Annotated in this window: 12 protein-coding genes; 11 read left to right on the top strand and 1 reads right to left on the bottom strand. The window is 62.3% G+C overall.

Annotated features, from left to right (window positions below):
* Window positions 1-56 precede the first annotated feature (56 nt).
* The 9 genes from WNY61_RS14395 (at window position 57) to WNY61_RS14355 (ending at window position 9,704) form a co-directional block, all read left to right on the top strand.
* Complete coding sequence (locus WNY61_RS14395; RefSeq protein ID WP_342852105.1) at window positions 57-1,574, top strand: aldehyde dehydrogenase (NADP(+)); 1,518 nt, start codon at window positions 57-59, stop codon at window positions 1,572-1,574.
* Window positions 1,575-1,818: 244 nt separating this feature from the next.
* Window positions 1,819-2,625 carry a transporter substrate-binding domain-containing protein gene (locus WNY61_RS14390; protein WP_342852104.1) on the top strand — a complete coding sequence of 269 codons (807 nt, stop codon included), beginning with the start codon at window positions 1,819-1,821 and terminating at the stop codon, window positions 2,623-2,625.
* A gap of 60 nt (window positions 2,626-2,685) precedes the next feature.
* Window positions 2,686-3,351, top strand: coding sequence for an amino acid ABC transporter permease (locus tag WNY61_RS14385; protein ID WP_342852103.1), 666 nt, complete (start codon window positions 2,686-2,688; stop codon window positions 3,349-3,351).
* 13 nt (window positions 3,352-3,364) lie between these two features.
* On the top strand, window positions 3,365-4,018 hold the full coding sequence (locus tag WNY61_RS14380; RefSeq protein WP_342852102.1) for an amino acid ABC transporter permease: 654 nt from the start codon (window positions 3,365-3,367) through the stop codon (window positions 4,016-4,018).
* Window positions 4,011-4,733, top strand: coding sequence for an amino acid ABC transporter ATP-binding protein (locus WNY61_RS14375; protein WP_259986195.1), 723 nt, complete (start codon window positions 4,011-4,013; stop codon window positions 4,731-4,733). Before WNY61_RS14380 ends, WNY61_RS14375 begins: the two co-directional genes overlap by 8 nt.
* Window positions 4,733-5,956 (top strand): FAD-binding oxidoreductase, encoded by a 1,224-nt coding sequence (locus WNY61_RS14370; protein ID WP_342852101.1) that lies wholly within the window; start codon window positions 4,733-4,735, stop codon window positions 5,954-5,956. Before WNY61_RS14375 ends, WNY61_RS14370 begins: the two co-directional genes overlap by 1 nt.
* Before the next feature lie 8 nt (window positions 5,957-5,964).
* Window positions 5,965-6,966, top strand: a complete 1,002-nt coding sequence (locus tag WNY61_RS14365) for a 4-hydroxyproline epimerase (RefSeq protein WP_342852100.1) — start codon at window positions 5,965-5,967, stop codon at window positions 6,964-6,966.
* Window positions 6,967-6,982: 16 nt separating this feature from the next.
* Window positions 6,983-8,680, top strand: a complete 1,698-nt coding sequence (locus WNY61_RS14360; RefSeq protein WP_342852099.1) for an aconitase family protein — start codon at window positions 6,983-6,985, stop codon at window positions 8,678-8,680.
* Complete coding sequence (locus tag WNY61_RS14355) at window positions 8,673-9,704, top strand: proline racemase family protein (RefSeq protein WP_342852098.1); 1,032 nt, start codon at window positions 8,673-8,675, stop codon at window positions 9,702-9,704. The genes WNY61_RS14360 and WNY61_RS14355 overlap by 8 nt, the downstream gene beginning before the upstream one ends.
* Here WNY61_RS14355 and WNY61_RS14350 read toward each other — a convergent pair.
* Window positions 9,701-11,260 carry an NAD(P)/FAD-dependent oxidoreductase gene (locus tag WNY61_RS14350; protein ID WP_342852097.1) on the bottom strand — a complete coding sequence of 520 codons (1,560 nt, stop codon included), beginning with the start codon at window positions 11,258-11,260 and terminating at the stop codon, window positions 9,701-9,703. The two genes, WNY61_RS14355 and WNY61_RS14350, sit on opposite strands and share 4 nt — an antisense overlap.
* Window positions 11,261-11,363: 103 nt before the next feature.
* Here WNY61_RS14350 and WNY61_RS14345 point away from each other — a divergent pair, with 103 nt between their 5' ends.
* Together WNY61_RS14345 and WNY61_RS14340 are read left to right on the top strand one after the other, a co-directional pair.
* Window positions 11,364-12,932, top strand: a complete 1,569-nt coding sequence (locus WNY61_RS14345; protein WP_342852096.1) for an NAD(P)/FAD-dependent oxidoreductase — start codon at window positions 11,364-11,366, stop codon at window positions 12,930-12,932.
* 43 nt (window positions 12,933-12,975) lie between these two features.
* Window positions 12,976-14,502 (top strand): ABC transporter substrate-binding protein, encoded by a 1,527-nt coding sequence (locus tag WNY61_RS14340; RefSeq protein ID WP_342852095.1) that lies wholly within the window; start codon window positions 12,976-12,978, stop codon window positions 14,500-14,502.
* The last annotated feature ends 43 nt before the right edge of the window (window positions 14,503-14,545 follow it).

The following is a 14,545-nucleotide window of genomic DNA, read 5'->3' as shown; positions in this document are numbered from 1 at the left end:
GTGACGGAAAGACGCAAGCTGACACCGGGCCGCGGCCCGCATGAAAGGATAAGACGATGGCCTTTACCCCCCATGGCAAACACCTGATCGCTGGCGAGTGGATCGCCACCGACGCGCGTTTTAGCTCCAGTCCCGCGCATGGAAGCGCACATGAATTCTCGGTCGGCACGGTGGAACTGGTCGACCAAGCCTGCCAAGCCGCCGAAGCCGCGTTCTGGGACTATGGCTATTCCAGCCGGGTGACCCGCGCGAAATTTCTGAACGCCATCGCCGATGAGATCGACGCACGCGGGGCAGAGATCACCGAGATCGGCAGCCAAGAAAGCGGCCTGCCCGAAGCGCGGTTGGAAGGGGAGCGGGGCCGGACCGTTGGTCAGTTGCGCCTCTTCGCCACGCATATCGAAAAGGGTGCGTATCTCGACCGGCGTTTTGACGCAGCCATGCCCGAGCGTCAACCGGCACCACGCCCGGCCATCACAATGGTGCAACGCCCCATCGGCCCTGTCGCCGTCTTTGGCGCGTCGAACTTCCCGCTGGCCTTTTCGGTCGCAGGCGGTGACACGGCGGCGGCGCTGGCGGCAGGCTGTCCCGTTGTGGTGAAAGGTCACTCCGCGCATCCCGGCACTGGTGAGATCGTGGCCGAAGCGATCCATGCGGCGGTTGAAAGCTGCGGCATGCCGCGCGGTGTGTTCTCGTTGATCCAAGGCGGCAACCGCGCTGTCGGTCAAGCCGTGGTGCAGCACCCGTTGATCAAAGCCGTTGGCTTCACCGGCTCTCTTGCCGGGGGGCGTGCGCTCTTCGATCTCTGTGCGGCGCGGCCAGAGCCGATCCCCTTCTTTGGCGAATTGGGATCGGTCAACCCGATGTTCATGCTCCCCGCCGCAATGGAGACACGGGCCGAGGAACTGGGCAACGGCTGGGCCGCGTCCCTGACCATGGGCGCAGGCCAGTTCTGCACCAATCCGGGCATTGCCGTGGTGATCGACGGGGCAGGAGCGGACGCCTTCGTGCAGAGTGCCGCCTCCGCGCTGAAAGACGTGGCCGAACAGGTCATGTTGACCGACGGTATCGCGCAGGCCTTCTGTGCAGGTCGCGACACGTTCAAAGCCGAGCAAAGCCTGCGCCAAGTGCATGTGGCCGCCAGCACAGGCCGCAACGCCGCCCCGGCCCTGTTCGAGACGACGGGCGCAGAGTTCAAAGCCAACCCGGCGCTGCATGAAGAAGTCTTTGGCCCGCTGGGGCTGGTGGTGCGGGTTGCTTCGCTCGAAGAGATGCGCGCGCTGGCGGTTGAGCTGGACGGGCAGTTGACCATCACCCTGCATATGGATGACGCGGATGTTAAGGCCGCGCGGGTGTTGATGCCAGCGCTGGAACGCAAAGCTGGGCGTCTGTTGGCAAACGGCTTCCCCACCGGCGTCGAGGTGGTGGATTCCATGGTGCACGGCGGGCCTTACCCGGCCAGCACCAACTTCGGCGCGACCAGCGTGGGCACCCTGTCGATCCGGCGTTTCCTGCGGCCGGTGTCCTATCAGAACCTGCCAGAGGCGCTCTTGCCCGAAGACGCGACGGAGTGATCTCAGCCCGAGAAAGCCGGGCCGCGCGCCCGGCTTTTTCATTTTAGCCAGAAAAGGGGGCGGCTGCGGCCCAATTCCCACCCCCAACAAGGACAACGGTGTCTCTATGTATCAAAAATATGTCGACACATCGGTAAAAGTTAAAAATACATATTGTATTTTTAGTGAGGACATTGTTCCTTCATCTTACCCCGCACCCCGTCCGACGAGAGTCGGGGGCGACCAACCCAAGAGGGAGATATCTATGAAACTCACGCAACTCGCCGGGAGCCTTCTGGCCGCCTCTGTAATCGGCACCGCCGCACAGGCTGACAAACTGGACGACATCATTTCTTCGGGCACGCTGCGCTGCGCCGTGGTGCTGGACTTCCCGCCCATGGGCTCGCGCGATGACACCAACACCCCCGTCGGTTTCGACGTGGACTACTGCAACGATCTGGCCGCAGCACTTGGTGTCGAAGCCGAGATCGTTGAGACGCCTTTCCCTGACCGTATTCCCGCGCTCGTCTCGGGCCGTGCGGATGTCGGCGTTGCGTCCACCTCCGACACGCTTGAGCGGGCCAAGACCGTTGGGTTCTCCGTCCCTTACTTCGCCTTCACCAATGTTGTGCTGACGCGCGAAGACGCGGGCGTCGACAGCTTTGAAAGCCTCAAGGGCAAGACCGTCGGCTCCGTCGCGGGCACGTTTGAGGCCATCGCGTTGGAAGAGCAGCTCGACGCATGGGACGACGGCAGTTTCCGCTCCTACCAAAGCCAAGCTGACGTGTTCCTGTCCCTGTCTCAAGGTCAGATCGACGCGACCGTCGTAACGTCCACCGTGGCGTCTTCCATCGTCAATGGCGGCAAGTTCGAAGGTCTGACCATTGCGGGCGACGCACCGTTCGACGTGGACTACGTTGGCCTGATCGGCCTGCGTCAGGAATACGGTCTGCTGAACTATCTTGATCTCTTCGTGAACCAGCAAGTTCGGACTGGCCGCTATCAGGAACTCTTTGACAAATGGGTAGGCGGCGACGCGCCTGACCTGACCATCGCCAAAGCCTATCGCTGATGGATGCGGGGGCCGCGCGCTGTGGCCCCCACTGCCGATAACCGCTGATCGGAGCACATGATGGGCAACTACACCTTTCAATGGCGACAGGCCTTTCGCGCTTTCCCAGAAATGCTGGAAGGCGCGCTGGTTACGCTACAGATATCAATCCTGTCGATGCTGATCGGCGTGACCATTGCCGTGCTGCTGGCCGTGGCGCGGGATTCCAAAACACGCTGGCTGCGCGCGCCTGCGGCCGCATGGGTCGAAGTGGCACGTAACACGCCGGCACTTTTTCAGATCTACATGGCGCATTTCGGGCTTGGGTCTTTCGGGATTTACCTTAGCCCCTATGCCGCGCTGCTGGCTGGGATCGCGTTCAACAATGCGGGCTACTTGTGCGAAACGTTCCGCGGCGCGATGCGGGCCATTCCGGACACGCAGCTGCGCGCCGGGCGGTCGCTGGGCATGGGGCAGGCCAAGGCGTTTCGCCTGATCATCGCGCCGCAGATGTTCCGCATCTCGTTCCTGCCGACCACAAACCAGATGATCTGGGCAATCCTAATGACCTCTCTGGGTGTCACGGTGGGACTGAATTCGGACCTCGCGGGGGTCACACAAGACCTGAATGCGCGCAGCTTCCGGACCTTTGAATTCTTCGCATTGGCGGCGGTGATCTACTACGTGATCGCCAAGGCCGTGATGCTCGGCGCACGGCTCATGGCTGCCCGCCTGTTTCGCTACTGAGGGAACAGAATAGATGTTTGATACGGCTCTGACCTTCAACGACTTGATGTTCATGCTCAAAGGCGCGGGCGTGACGCTTTCGGTCACCGCCTTTGCGGTGGTGGGCGGCACGCTGCTTGGCGTCTTCTTCGGGGTACTGCGCAGCCAGATCAGCCCTTGGGCGGCGCTGCCGCTAACCTTCGTGCTGGATATCTTCCGCTCGGTTCCGCTGCTGATCCAGCTGATCCTCGCCAACGCTTTTCAGGCCATCGCGGGCTGGGGGATTTCGCCCTTCGTGACCTCTTGCATCGTACTGGCGCTTTATACCTCGGCCTATTGCACCGAGATCGTGCGCGGCGCGATCGAGGCGGTGCCTTCGGTCACCCGCCGTGCGGCGCGTTCGCTTGGCATGACATGGAGCCAAGACCTCACGCAGATCGTCTTTCCCATGGCGTTGCGGGTGGGCCTGCCCAGTTGGATCGGCCTGACGCTTGGCGTGATGAAAGACAGCGCGCTGGTGATGTGGCTAGGCATTATCGAATTGCTGCGGTCCTCGCAGATTTTGGTGACACGCCTGCAAGAGCCAATGTTCATCCTGCTCGTGACGGGTGCGATCTATTTCGCGCTCAGTTTCCCCATTGCCCGGCTTGGCAGCCGCTTGGAAAAAAGGTGGCAAGAAAATGATTGAGATTGAAAACGTCCATAAGTCCTTTGGCGCGCTTCAGGTGCTTAAGGGCATCGACCTGACCGTGCAAAAGGGCGAGGTCGTCTCGGTGATCGGCGGCTCTGGCTCGGGCAAATCGACGCTGCTGACCTGCATCAACGGGTTGGAGCCGATCGACAAAGGCCGCATCGTGGTCGACGGCACCGAAGTTCACGCCCGCGATACCGATCTGAACAAGCTGCGCCGTAAAATCGGCATCGTGTTCCAGCAATTCAACGCCTTCCCGCACTTGACGGTCCTGGAAAACGTCACGCTGGCCCCGCGCAAAGTAAAGGGAATGGGCCGCAAGGAAGCCGAAGAAATCGCGGTGCAGCAACTCTCGCATGTCGGTCTGGCCGACAAGCTGGGCGTCTACCCCAGCCGCCTGTCGGGCGGGCAGCAACAGCGGATGGCGATTGCACGTGCATTGGCGATGTCGCCCGATTACATTCTCTTTGACGAGGTGACCTCGGCGCTCGACCCGCAATTGGTGGGCGAGGTGTTGGACACGCTCAAATTGCTGGCAGATGAGGGGATGACGATGATCTGTGTCACCCATGAGATGAGTTTCGCACGCGATGTGTCGGACCGGGTGGCGTTCTTTCACAAGGGCGTCATGGCCGAGATCGGCGCGCCGGATCAAATCTTTGGCGATCCGCAGCAAGAAGAGACCCGTCAATTCCTGTCGAGCGTCCGGTAATGAACCAAGCCCCGGTTACGGTTGTCGGCGCTGGCGTGGTGGGCCTGTCCATCGCGCTGGCGCTTCAGGCGCGCGGGTTGACCGTGCGGGTGATTGACCGCGAGGGTCCGGCAGCGGGCGCGTCGGCGGGCAACGCGGGTGCCTTTGCATTCACCGAAATCCTGCCGCTGGCCTCACCCCGGATGATCCGGCAGGCGCCGAAGTGGCTGCTGGACCCGCTGGGGCCGCTGACCGTGCCGCCGCGCTATGCCGCAAAGATCGCGCCGTGGATGTGGCGCTTTTGGAAGGCGAGCTGGCCTGCGCAGCTGCGCGCCTCGACCGTGGCACAGACGGCACTGATGAAGCTCTCGCAAGCCGCCCTTGATCCACATCTTGAGAGGAGCGGTCTGGCCCCTATGCGGCGGCACGACGGGCAGTTGCAGGTCTATGAGAGCGAGGCCGAGTTCCGGGCATCGCTCCCCGGTTGGCAGGCCCGCGAAGAGGCGGGGATCGCCTTCACCCACCTCAAGGGCGAAGAGATTGCAGCCTATCAACCCGGTCTTGCGCCTTCCTTCACCCATGCGACCTTCACCCCGGAATGGCAGTCCATCTCTGACCCGCGCGACTATGTTTTAGCCATGGCCGAACGCTTCAGGGCAGGGGGTGGTGAAATCACGATCACTCGCGCCGAGCGTCTGGTTGCAGGCGGGGTCGAGACCTCTGATGGGTTCATGCCGGGCCGCGTGGTGCTGGCCGCTGGCTCGCATTCGCACCATCTGGCGCGAACCGCTGGCGTAAAAATCCCGCTGGAGACCGAGCGCGGTTATAACACGACACTGCCCGCAGGCGCCTTCGATCTGAAACGTCAGATCACTTTCGGCGGCCATGGCTTTGTCATCAGCAAAGTCGGTAACGGCCTGCGCGTCGGCGGCGCGGTGGAGCTGGGCGGGCTCGACCTGCCGCCGAACTTTGCCCGCGCCGATGCGATGTTGAAAAAGGCCAAGCGTTTCTTGCCGGGGCTCGACACCTCGAGCGGCACGCAATGGATGGGCTTCCGCCCGTCGCTGCCCGACAGCCTGCCTGCCATCGGCGCATTGCCAAATCGCCCGGATGTGTTCTGCGCCTTCGGCCACGGGCATCTTGGCCTCACACAATCGGCGGGCACCGCCGCCATCATCGCTGACCTGATGACCGGCCAAAATCCCGGCATCGACCTGACCCCCTTCTCCCCCGCGCGCTTTTAGAGGCTGACATGACGCAACACACATTTCCCTGTATCGATGGTCACACCTGCGGCAATCCGGTGCGGCTCGTCACCGGCGGCGCGCCTCTGCTCAAGGGCGCGAACATGCTGGAAAAGCGCGCGCATTTTCTGGCGGAATACGACTGGATCCGCACCGGCCTGATGTTCGAGCCCCGCGGCCATGACCAGATGTCGGGCGCGATCCTCTACCCACCAACGCGCGAGGACTGCGACGTAGCCGTCCTGTTTATCGAGACCTCGGGCTGCCTGCCGATGTGCGGTCACGGGACCATCGGCACCGTCACCATCGCGCTGGAAAACGGGTTGGTGACGCCTGCCACCCCCGGCCAGTTGCGCCTTGAGACCCCTGCCGGGCGGGTCGATGTGACCTACCGTCAAGAGGGGCGTTTCGTCGAAGAAGTGCGCCTGACCAATGTGCCCGCCTTCCTCCATTCCGAAGGGCTGACGGCCGAGGTCGAGGGCTTGGGCGAAGTGGTGGTTGATGTGGCCTATGGCGGGAACTTCTATGCCATCGTCGAGCCACAAAAGAATTTCCGCGACATGGCGGATTTCTCGGTTTCTGAACTGGTCGGTTTCAGCCCGAAACTCCGCGCAGCACTAAATGCGAAATACGAATTCATCCACCCCGAACACCCCCCGATCAATGGGCTGAGCCACATCCTTTGGACCGGCGCCGCCCAATCCCCAGAAGCACACGCCCGCAACGCGGTCTTCTACGGCGACAAGGCGATCGACCGCTCCCCCTGCGGCACCGGCACCTCTGCCCGGATGGCGCAACTTGCGGCCAAGGATAAGCTCAAGGTTGGCGATGACTTCGTCCATGAATCCATCATCGGCTCTATGTTCAAAGGCCGCGTCGAAGCGGCGGCGGAGGTGGCGGGAAAGCCTGCGATCATCCCTTCCATCGCTGGTTGGGCGCGGGTCACCGGTTTTAACACCATCTTTATCGACGAGCGCGACCCCTTCGCGCACGGCTTTGTCGTCACCTGATTTGGAAAGGCTGCTCATGGCACAAATCATCGTTCCCGCCGAGGCACAAGGCGCGGTGCTCGTCTCGACAGAGGGGCTGAGTTTTTGGGGTGGCGTTGATCCGGCCACTGGCATGGTCATTGACGCGCATCACCCGCTTTGCGGGCAGTCGCTGGCGGGCAAGATCGTGTTGATGCACACGAGCCGCGGCTCCTGCACTGGCAGTGGCGTCTTGTTGGAACTGGCGATGAACGGCCATGCCCCCGCCGCCCTCGTCTTTCGCGAGGCCGAAGACATCCTGACCTTGGGTGCCCTGATCGCGGCCAAGATGTTCGACAAGCCGCTCGCTGTGCTGCGTTTGGGGGCCAAAGATTACGACCTGCTCGCCAAAGCGCGCAGCGCACGCATTACGCCTGAGATGCTGAGCACCGATGATTGGGACTTGCCGCTGTCTGACAAACCCGCCCGCGATCTGCATCTCACCTCCGAGGATCAAGCGATGCTTGATGGGGCCGACGGTCCGGCGGTGCAACTGGCGATGGGGATTACCTGCACAATGGCGCGCGGGCAGGGGGCCGAGAGGTTGGTTGACGTGACGCGCGTGCATATCGACGGCTGCATCTACGCGAGCCCCGCCAACTTGGCTTTTGCCCAGACCATGGCCGACATGGGGTCGCAGGTACGGGTGCCGACGACGATGAACGCCATCTCGGTCGATCACGGCAACTGGCGCGCGCAGGGCGTGCCGCCGGACTTCGGCCTGCCCGCCAGCCGTCTGGCCGATGCCTATGTCACCATGGGCGCGCGGCCCAGTTTCACCTGCGCGCCCTATCAACTGCCCGCCCCGCCCGAGCGCGGCGAGGTCATCGCATGGTCGGAATCTAACGCGGTGATCTATGCCAATAGCGTGCTCGGCGCGCGGACGGTGAAACATCCTGATTTCCTCGACCTTTGCATCGCGCTGACCGGGCGCGCCCCGCTGTCGGGGGTCTACCTTGATGCCCACCGCGCACCGCGTCGGGTGATCGATGTGCAACTGCCCGCGCAGTATGACGAGGCGATTTGGCCGATGCTGGGCTGGCTGGCGGGGCAGGCGGCCCCGGACCGGATCCCACTGCTGCGCGGGTTGGAGAGTGCCGCCCCGAACGAAGATGACCTCAAGGCGCTCTGCGCGGCCTTCGGCACCACCTCTGCCGCGCCGATGCTGCATGTGGCCGGCATCACGCCCGAGGCCGATCTGCCGCCTGTTGCGGAGGCGGAGACGGTGCGCGTAACATCGAACGATCTGCGCCGCGTCTGGCGGCAGTTCAACGCCGGGCCTGCAAAGGTCGATCTCATCGCCTTTGGCAGCCCGCATTTCTCCCACGCGGAATGCCGTGCGCTCGACGCCGCCCTCGCAGGGCGCAAGCGTCATCCCGATACAGCGGTTATCGTAACGCTCGGCCATGACACGCTCTCGGCAGCGCGTGGCGACGGCACGGTGGCGCGGCTCGAAGCGGCGGGCGTGCAGGTCGTGCCCGACATCTGCTGGTGTTCGATCTCTGAGCCGGTCTTTCCGCCTTCGGCCCAAGTGCTGATGACCAACTCTGGCAAATACGCCCATTACGCCCCCGGTCTCTCGGGCCGCGCGGTGCGCTTTGGCAGCATCGCCGATTGTGTAGAAGCCGCCCTGACCGGGCAGGCGCGAGAGGCCTTACCGACTTGGCTGGCCGAAGAGGAGACAAGTAATGCGTAGCAGCAAAACCGTTCATGTGATCTCGGCCCATGCCGAGGGCGAGGTTGGCGACGTGATCGTGGGCGGTGTCACCCCGCCTCCGGGCGACACACTCTGGGAGCAAAGCCGTTGGATCGCGCGGGATGAGACGCTGCGCAACTTCGTATTGAACGAGCCGCGGGGCGGGGTGTTTCGCCATGTGAACCTTCTGGTCCCGCCCAAAGATCCGCGCGCCGATGCGGCCTTCATTATCATGGAGCCGGAAGACACGCCGCCCATGTCCGGCTCAAATTCGATCTGCGTTTCTACCGTTTTGCTCGACGGGGGCATCCTGCCGATGACTGAGCCGGTAACGGAACTAACCCTCGAAGCGCCGGGGGGGCTGGTGAAGGTCCGCGCGGAATGTCGCAATGGCAAGGCAGAGCGCATTTTCGTGCAGAACTTGCCAAGTTTCGCCGCCCGGTTGGATATCCCGCTGGAGGTCGAAGGTCTGGGCACGCTCACCGTCGATACCGCCTATGGCGGCGACAGTTTCGTGGTCGTCGATGCCGCCGCGATGGGGTTCTCATTAGAGGCGCATGAGGCACATGACATCGCCCGTCTGGGCGTGCGGATCACCAATGCCGCCAATGCCGCGATGCGCTTTGAGCATCCCGATAACCCGGATTGGCAGCATTTCTCTTTCTGTCTTTTCGCTGGGCCTGTCACCCGTGACGAGACCGGCCTGCGCGCCGGAGCGGCGGTGGCGATCCAGCCGGGCAAGGTGGATCGCTCCCCCACCGGCACGGCACTTTGCGCGCGAATGGCGCTGCTGCATGCACGAGGGGAGGTGGGGTTGGAGGACAGTCTGACCACCGTCTCGCTGATCGGCTCGACCTTTACTGGGCGTATCTTGGGCGAGACGCGTGTGGGCGATCACCCGGCAATCCTTCCCGAACTCTCAGGGAGGGGATGGATCACCGGCATCCATCAGCACATGCTCGACCCCGATGACCCTTGGCCCGGCGGTTACCGCCTGTCGGACACTTGGAGCGCGCGGGGCTAAGCAACCATCCCTTTCGCCAAGTTGAACCCCGAACCCCCGCCCAAACCCGGGCCGGGGTGGGTCGAGGCACCGATATGGTGCAGCCCCTTAATCGGAGTGGCGTAGTTCTTCTGTTCCGCAAATGGCCGCCAGAGGAAGAACTGATCCAAGGTGCAGGCCCCGCCATAGGGGTCACCGCCCACCAGATTGACGTTCATCGCGGCCAGATCGGCAGGCGAATAGGCGCGCCGGGCAAGTTTTATTTCATCGAAGTTGCGGATGCTTTTGCGCAAAATACTTTCGATCCGGTCGGCGAAGGCCTCCCGCATCGACTCGGTCCACTCAGAGGTGGTTTCGATCTCTCCCGCGGCATCACCCTTGATTGCGCGCGGCGCGTCGGGGACCTGCAGCCAGAGCACCGCTTTCCCCTCAGGACAGCGGCTGGGATCAAGGCGATGCGGTTGCCCGACGCAAATTGTAGGCACCGCCGGAAGCAGCCCGCGCTCAGCCTCATTGCAGGCGCGCGAGACGGCGTCGATCCCGTCGGTCAGGTGGATCAAAGCGACATCCTCTAGCCCATTGGCAACCCAATCGGGGTCACCATCCAGCGCGTAGTGCAGTTGAAAATTACCCCGCCCGTGGCGGAATTTGCGGCGATGTTCGGGGCGCGGTTGATCTTTTAACAAGCCGTCGTATAGCTGCCCCGGCGCGACGGATGCGATGACATTCTTGGCGTTGATCCTCTCGCCTGAGGACGTCTCAATCCCGCGCGCCTGTCCGTTCTCAACAAGGATACGGCTGGCTTCGACGCCGGTGCGGATTTCGCCACCGTTTGCCGTGATCAATTTCTCGAATGCCACGGCCATCTGTCCCGCGCCGCCCTTGACCACGGGCGCGCCTGCGGCCTCCAGCGCAAAGGCGATAACTCGGCTCATCTGTCCGCCATAGCTGGCCTCGGGCGTCAGTCCTACATGCAAAACCCAAGGCGCCCAAAGCGCCTGAACGTCGTCACTTTCATAGCGCGTCTCAAGCCACGCGCGGCCCGGCTCCAACGCCTCACCGAACCATGCTTTAAGTGGGCCAAGCCCTTTTTTCCATGCCTGTTTTGCCAGCAGCCACGCGGATTGCCGCGACCAGAGCGGCTGCCCCAAAAGCGCAAAAAGAAAATCCGCATCCGCCTCAATTGCGCTTACATCCGCCGCGTGTTGATCCCCGTCCCCTGCAGCGCGCGCGTTGAAGGCCGCGATATTTGCCGCGCGGTCCATCTCCAGCCGCAGGGCTTGACCATTGGGGCGCAGAGCGGCGGTGGGATGCGGGCTGTGGCAGAACTCCAGCCCATGGCTGGCCAAATCATCGCCCAAGGCACCATAGGCAGGGCCAGTCAAAAACAGCACAAAGGTCGCGGCCATTACGTCATGGTGAAAGCCGGGCAACGTGACCTCTTCGGTCATCATGCAGCCGCCGATCCGGTCTTCGCGCTCGACGACCAGTACGCTGTCCCCTTTGCGCGTCAACAGCGCCGCCGCGACCAGCGCGTTAATGCCTGACCCAATGATAAGGTGATCCACATCAGCCATGCCTATTCCTTCCGCAAACGTCTCATGAGGTCTCAGATATTTGAAACAAAGCTAGACAAAAAAATATGCGTTTGCAATTATCTTGCTTAGGGAGACTAGGGCAATGACATCAAATGTTGATGCTGTCATCATCGGCGCGGGGCACAATAGCCTCGCTTGTGCTTGCCATCTGGCGGCGCGGGGCTGGCGGGTGGCGGTATATGAGCAAGCGGCAGAACCGGGCGGCGCGGTAAAGTCGGGCGCCTACACGCAACCGGGGTTTCGCCATGATTGGGCTGCGATGAACCTGTCGCTTTTTGCGGGTTCTGCGTTCCATGCAGATCACGGCGAAGAGCTTGCGCGTCATGGGCTGGGCTTTGCCCCCACGGCAAACCCTTTCGCGAGCCTGTTTCCCGACGGGCGCTGGCTGGGCATCTCAAATGACCGCGCCTTAAACCGGGCGCGGATTGCCGGGTTTAGCACGGTGGACGCTGAGGCGTGGGACCGGCTGAGCGATGATTTTCCTGCCGAGGCTGAGACGATTTTCGCCTTGCTGGGCAGCCCGATGCGGGCAGGGTCATTGGCCAAACTGGGTTGGTCGACGCTCCGAAAACGAGGTGCAGGCGGTAGCCTTGATCTCGCGCAATTTTTGATGATGTCGCCACGGGCGTGGCTGGACCAGACCTTCGAGGATGACCGGGTAAAGGCCACTTTCGCGGCGTGGGGCATGCATCTTGATTTCGCCCCTGACATCGCAGGCGGCGCGCTTTTTCCCTATCTCGAAGCAATGGCGGCGCAGGCCTTCGGCATGGTGTTGGGGCAAGGCGGCGCGGATACCATGACCCGCGCGATGGTGCGGATGATCGAAGCGCGCGGTGGCAGCGTCACCTGCAACGCAGAGGTAATGGGCATCGAAGAGGCCGGTGGTCGCGCGACCGGGATCACACTTTCTGACGGTCGATTTATCGGGGCGGACAGGGCGGTGATCGCTAACGTCGCGCCTTCGGCTCTGCTGCGCCTGACCGGAGGCAGCGGGGACGCGCGGCATGACAGGGCCATGAAGACCTTCCAACACGCGCCCGGCACGATGATGATCCATTTGGCAATGGACGACCTGCCGAACTGGCCTGCCGCCGAGTTGAACCGCTTCGCTTATGTGCATCTGGCCCCATCGATGGACCAGATGGCGCGCACCTATGCGCAGGCCAAGGCGGGGATGCTGCCGGACGAGCCGGTGATCGTTTGCGGCCAGCCGACGGTGGTAGACCCCAGCCGCGCACCAGAGGGCAAACACGTTCTTTGGCTTCAGGTGCGGATGGTGCCAGGGCAGATCAAGGGCGATGCGAAGGGCGAGATTGCAGCGCGGGATTGGGAGAGCGCTGCCGCGCCAATGGCCTTGCGCGCGCTTGATCTGTTGGAGCGCTACGCCCCCGGCACCCGCGCCCGTATCCTCGACCGCCATGTGGTGACACCCGCGATGTTGGAGGCCGATAACCCCAACCTTATCGGCGGCGATCAGGTTTGCGGCAGCCATCACCTGCACCAACATTTCATGAACCGCCCCGCGCGCGGCTTTGCCGATGGCAGCACGCCGATCAGAGGGCTTTACCACACCGGCGCCGCTGTTTGGCCCGGAGGTGGCACAGGAGCAGGGCCCGGCACCTTGCTCGCCCGAAAACTTGTCGGAAAATAACAATAAAAACCAATAATAACCATTTCTCAGGGAGAGAAAGACAATGAAACTATCCAGACGTAGCCTACTCAAGACCAGCGCCGCGGCGGCGGCCTTCGCCACCGTCGGCCTGCCCAGCTTTGCCCAAGAGATTGACGAACTGGTCATCGCCTATAACGTCAACCTGCCCAGCTGGGATCCGACCGTGGGCCCTTCGGCGGTGAACCCGACGATCCAAGGGTTCTACCAATCGGTTTTCGATCTCTATATCCCGCAGAACCCTGACCTGTCATTTGGCCAGGGCTTGATCACCGATTTTGGCTGGAATGACGATCAGACGAAAATCTGGATGGAGGTCCGCGACGGGGTGACGTGGCACAACGGCGATCCCTTCACCGCCGAAGATGTCGCATGGTCGCTTGAGCGCGCCGCCAATGCCGAGACGGGCAACCCGATCCAATTCATCTGGGGCAAGGTCGAAAACATCACCGCCGAGGGCAACCGCGTCACCGCGGATGTGAAGGAATATGAGCCGACGTTCTTTAAGTGGATGTCATTCCTTACCGGCTATGTGCTGCCCAAGAAATACTACGAAGAAGTCGGCGCAGATGGGTTTGAGGCAGCGCCAATCGGGACCGGCCCCTATATGGTTGAGAAATTCGAGCGCAACGCCTTCGTGCGGCTGAAAGCCAACGAGAATTACTGGGGCGGCGCGCCCGCGTTCAAGAATGTGACGATCAAATTCGTGACCGACGCGGCGTCTCGCGTGGCAGAGATTGAATCGGGCAACAGCCATGTCACGCTCGAAGTTCCCTACGAAGAGTTCGACCGCCTGAAAGCCAAAGACGGTATCGAAGGTGTGGCCGAGCCGATCTCAGATATTGGGATGATCTTCCTCAACGACATCGACGTGATGACCGACCCGAATGTGCGCAAAGCCGCTGCTCTGGCGATCGACAAGGGTCTTATCATCGAACGGCTGCTGTCAGGCTACGGCGTGCCGATCGACACGATGCAAACCCCTGACTATGCCGCCTATGATGAGACAATTACCGTCGGTCACGACAACGAAAAGGCCAAGGAACTGCTGGCAGAGTCTGGCTATAGCGTCGACAATCCGGTGAAGTTCAAAATCCAGACCACCAAGGGTTTCAAACCCAAGGATTACGAGATGGTGCAGGCCATTGTCGGGCTCTGGCGTAAGGTGGGGATCGAAGCTGAGATCGAGGTCTACGAGATCGCCAAACACTATGAGCTGCGCGCGGCGGATACGCTGGCACCGGCGGCCTTCTACAACTGGGGCAACTCGGTGGGTGATCCGACAACCTCGACCGGTTTTGCGATGTTCGGCCCCTCGCCGCATTCGGTTTGGGACGGGGAAGAGACCTTGAACATGATCCTGCCGCTCTGGGGCGAGAAGGACGAGGCCAAGCGCATCGAAGGCTGGAAGGCGGTCGACCGTCACATCGCCGAGAACGCCGAGGTGATCCCGCTGCTGCAATATGTCCAGCCGATCCTGCATGTCTCTGCCGTCAATGTAGTGCCGCACCGTTCAGGCGCGTTGCTGCCGCATCTGATGACGCGCGCCTAACGCTAGCTGGCTTTGACGGGGCGGCGCTTGTCGCCCCGTCACC

The organism is Sulfitobacter sp. AS92 (genome assembly GCF_038900015.1).
Classification (GTDB): domain Bacteria; phylum Pseudomonadota; class Alphaproteobacteria; order Rhodobacterales; family Rhodobacteraceae; genus Sulfitobacter.
Note: the sequence above shows the minus strand (reverse complement) of the source record. Positions and strands in the feature narration are given on the sequence as shown.

Bases quoted from the DNA above. Each gene is read 5' to 3' on its own strand.
- WNY61_RS14395 (WP_342852105.1), top strand. From the start codon at position 57: ATGGCCTTTACCCCCCATGGCAAACACCTGATCGCTGGCGAGTGGATC.
- WNY61_RS14390 (WP_342852104.1), top strand. From the start codon at position 1,819: ATGAAACTCACGCAACTCGCCGGGAGCCTTCTGGCCGCCTCTGTAATC.
- WNY61_RS14385 (WP_342852103.1), top strand. From the start codon at position 2,686: ATGGGCAACTACACCTTTCAATGGCGACAGGCCTTTCGCGCTTTCCCA.
- WNY61_RS14380 (WP_342852102.1), top strand. From the start codon at position 3,365: ATGTTTGATACGGCTCTGACCTTCAACGACTTGATGTTCATGCTCAAA.
- WNY61_RS14375 (WP_259986195.1), top strand. From the start codon at position 4,011: ATGATTGAGATTGAAAACGTCCATAAGTCCTTTGGCGCGCTTCAGGTG.
- WNY61_RS14370 (WP_342852101.1), top strand. From the start codon at position 4,733: ATGAACCAAGCCCCGGTTACGGTTGTCGGCGCTGGCGTGGTGGGCCTG.
- WNY61_RS14365 (WP_342852100.1), top strand. From the start codon at position 5,965: ATGACGCAACACACATTTCCCTGTATCGATGGTCACACCTGCGGCAAT.
- WNY61_RS14360 (WP_342852099.1), top strand. From the start codon at position 6,983: ATGGCACAAATCATCGTTCCCGCCGAGGCACAAGGCGCGGTGCTCGTC.
- WNY61_RS14355 (WP_342852098.1), top strand. From the start codon at position 8,673: ATGCGTAGCAGCAAAACCGTTCATGTGATCTCGGCCCATGCCGAGGGC.
- WNY61_RS14350 (WP_342852097.1), bottom strand. From the start codon at position 11,260: ATGGCTGATGTGGATCACCTTATCATTGGGTCAGGCATTAACGCGCTG.
- WNY61_RS14345 (WP_342852096.1), top strand. From the start codon at position 11,364: ATGACATCAAATGTTGATGCTGTCATCATCGGCGCGGGGCACAATAGC.
- WNY61_RS14340 (WP_342852095.1), top strand. From the start codon at position 12,976: ATGAAACTATCCAGACGTAGCCTACTCAAGACCAGCGCCGCGGCGGCG.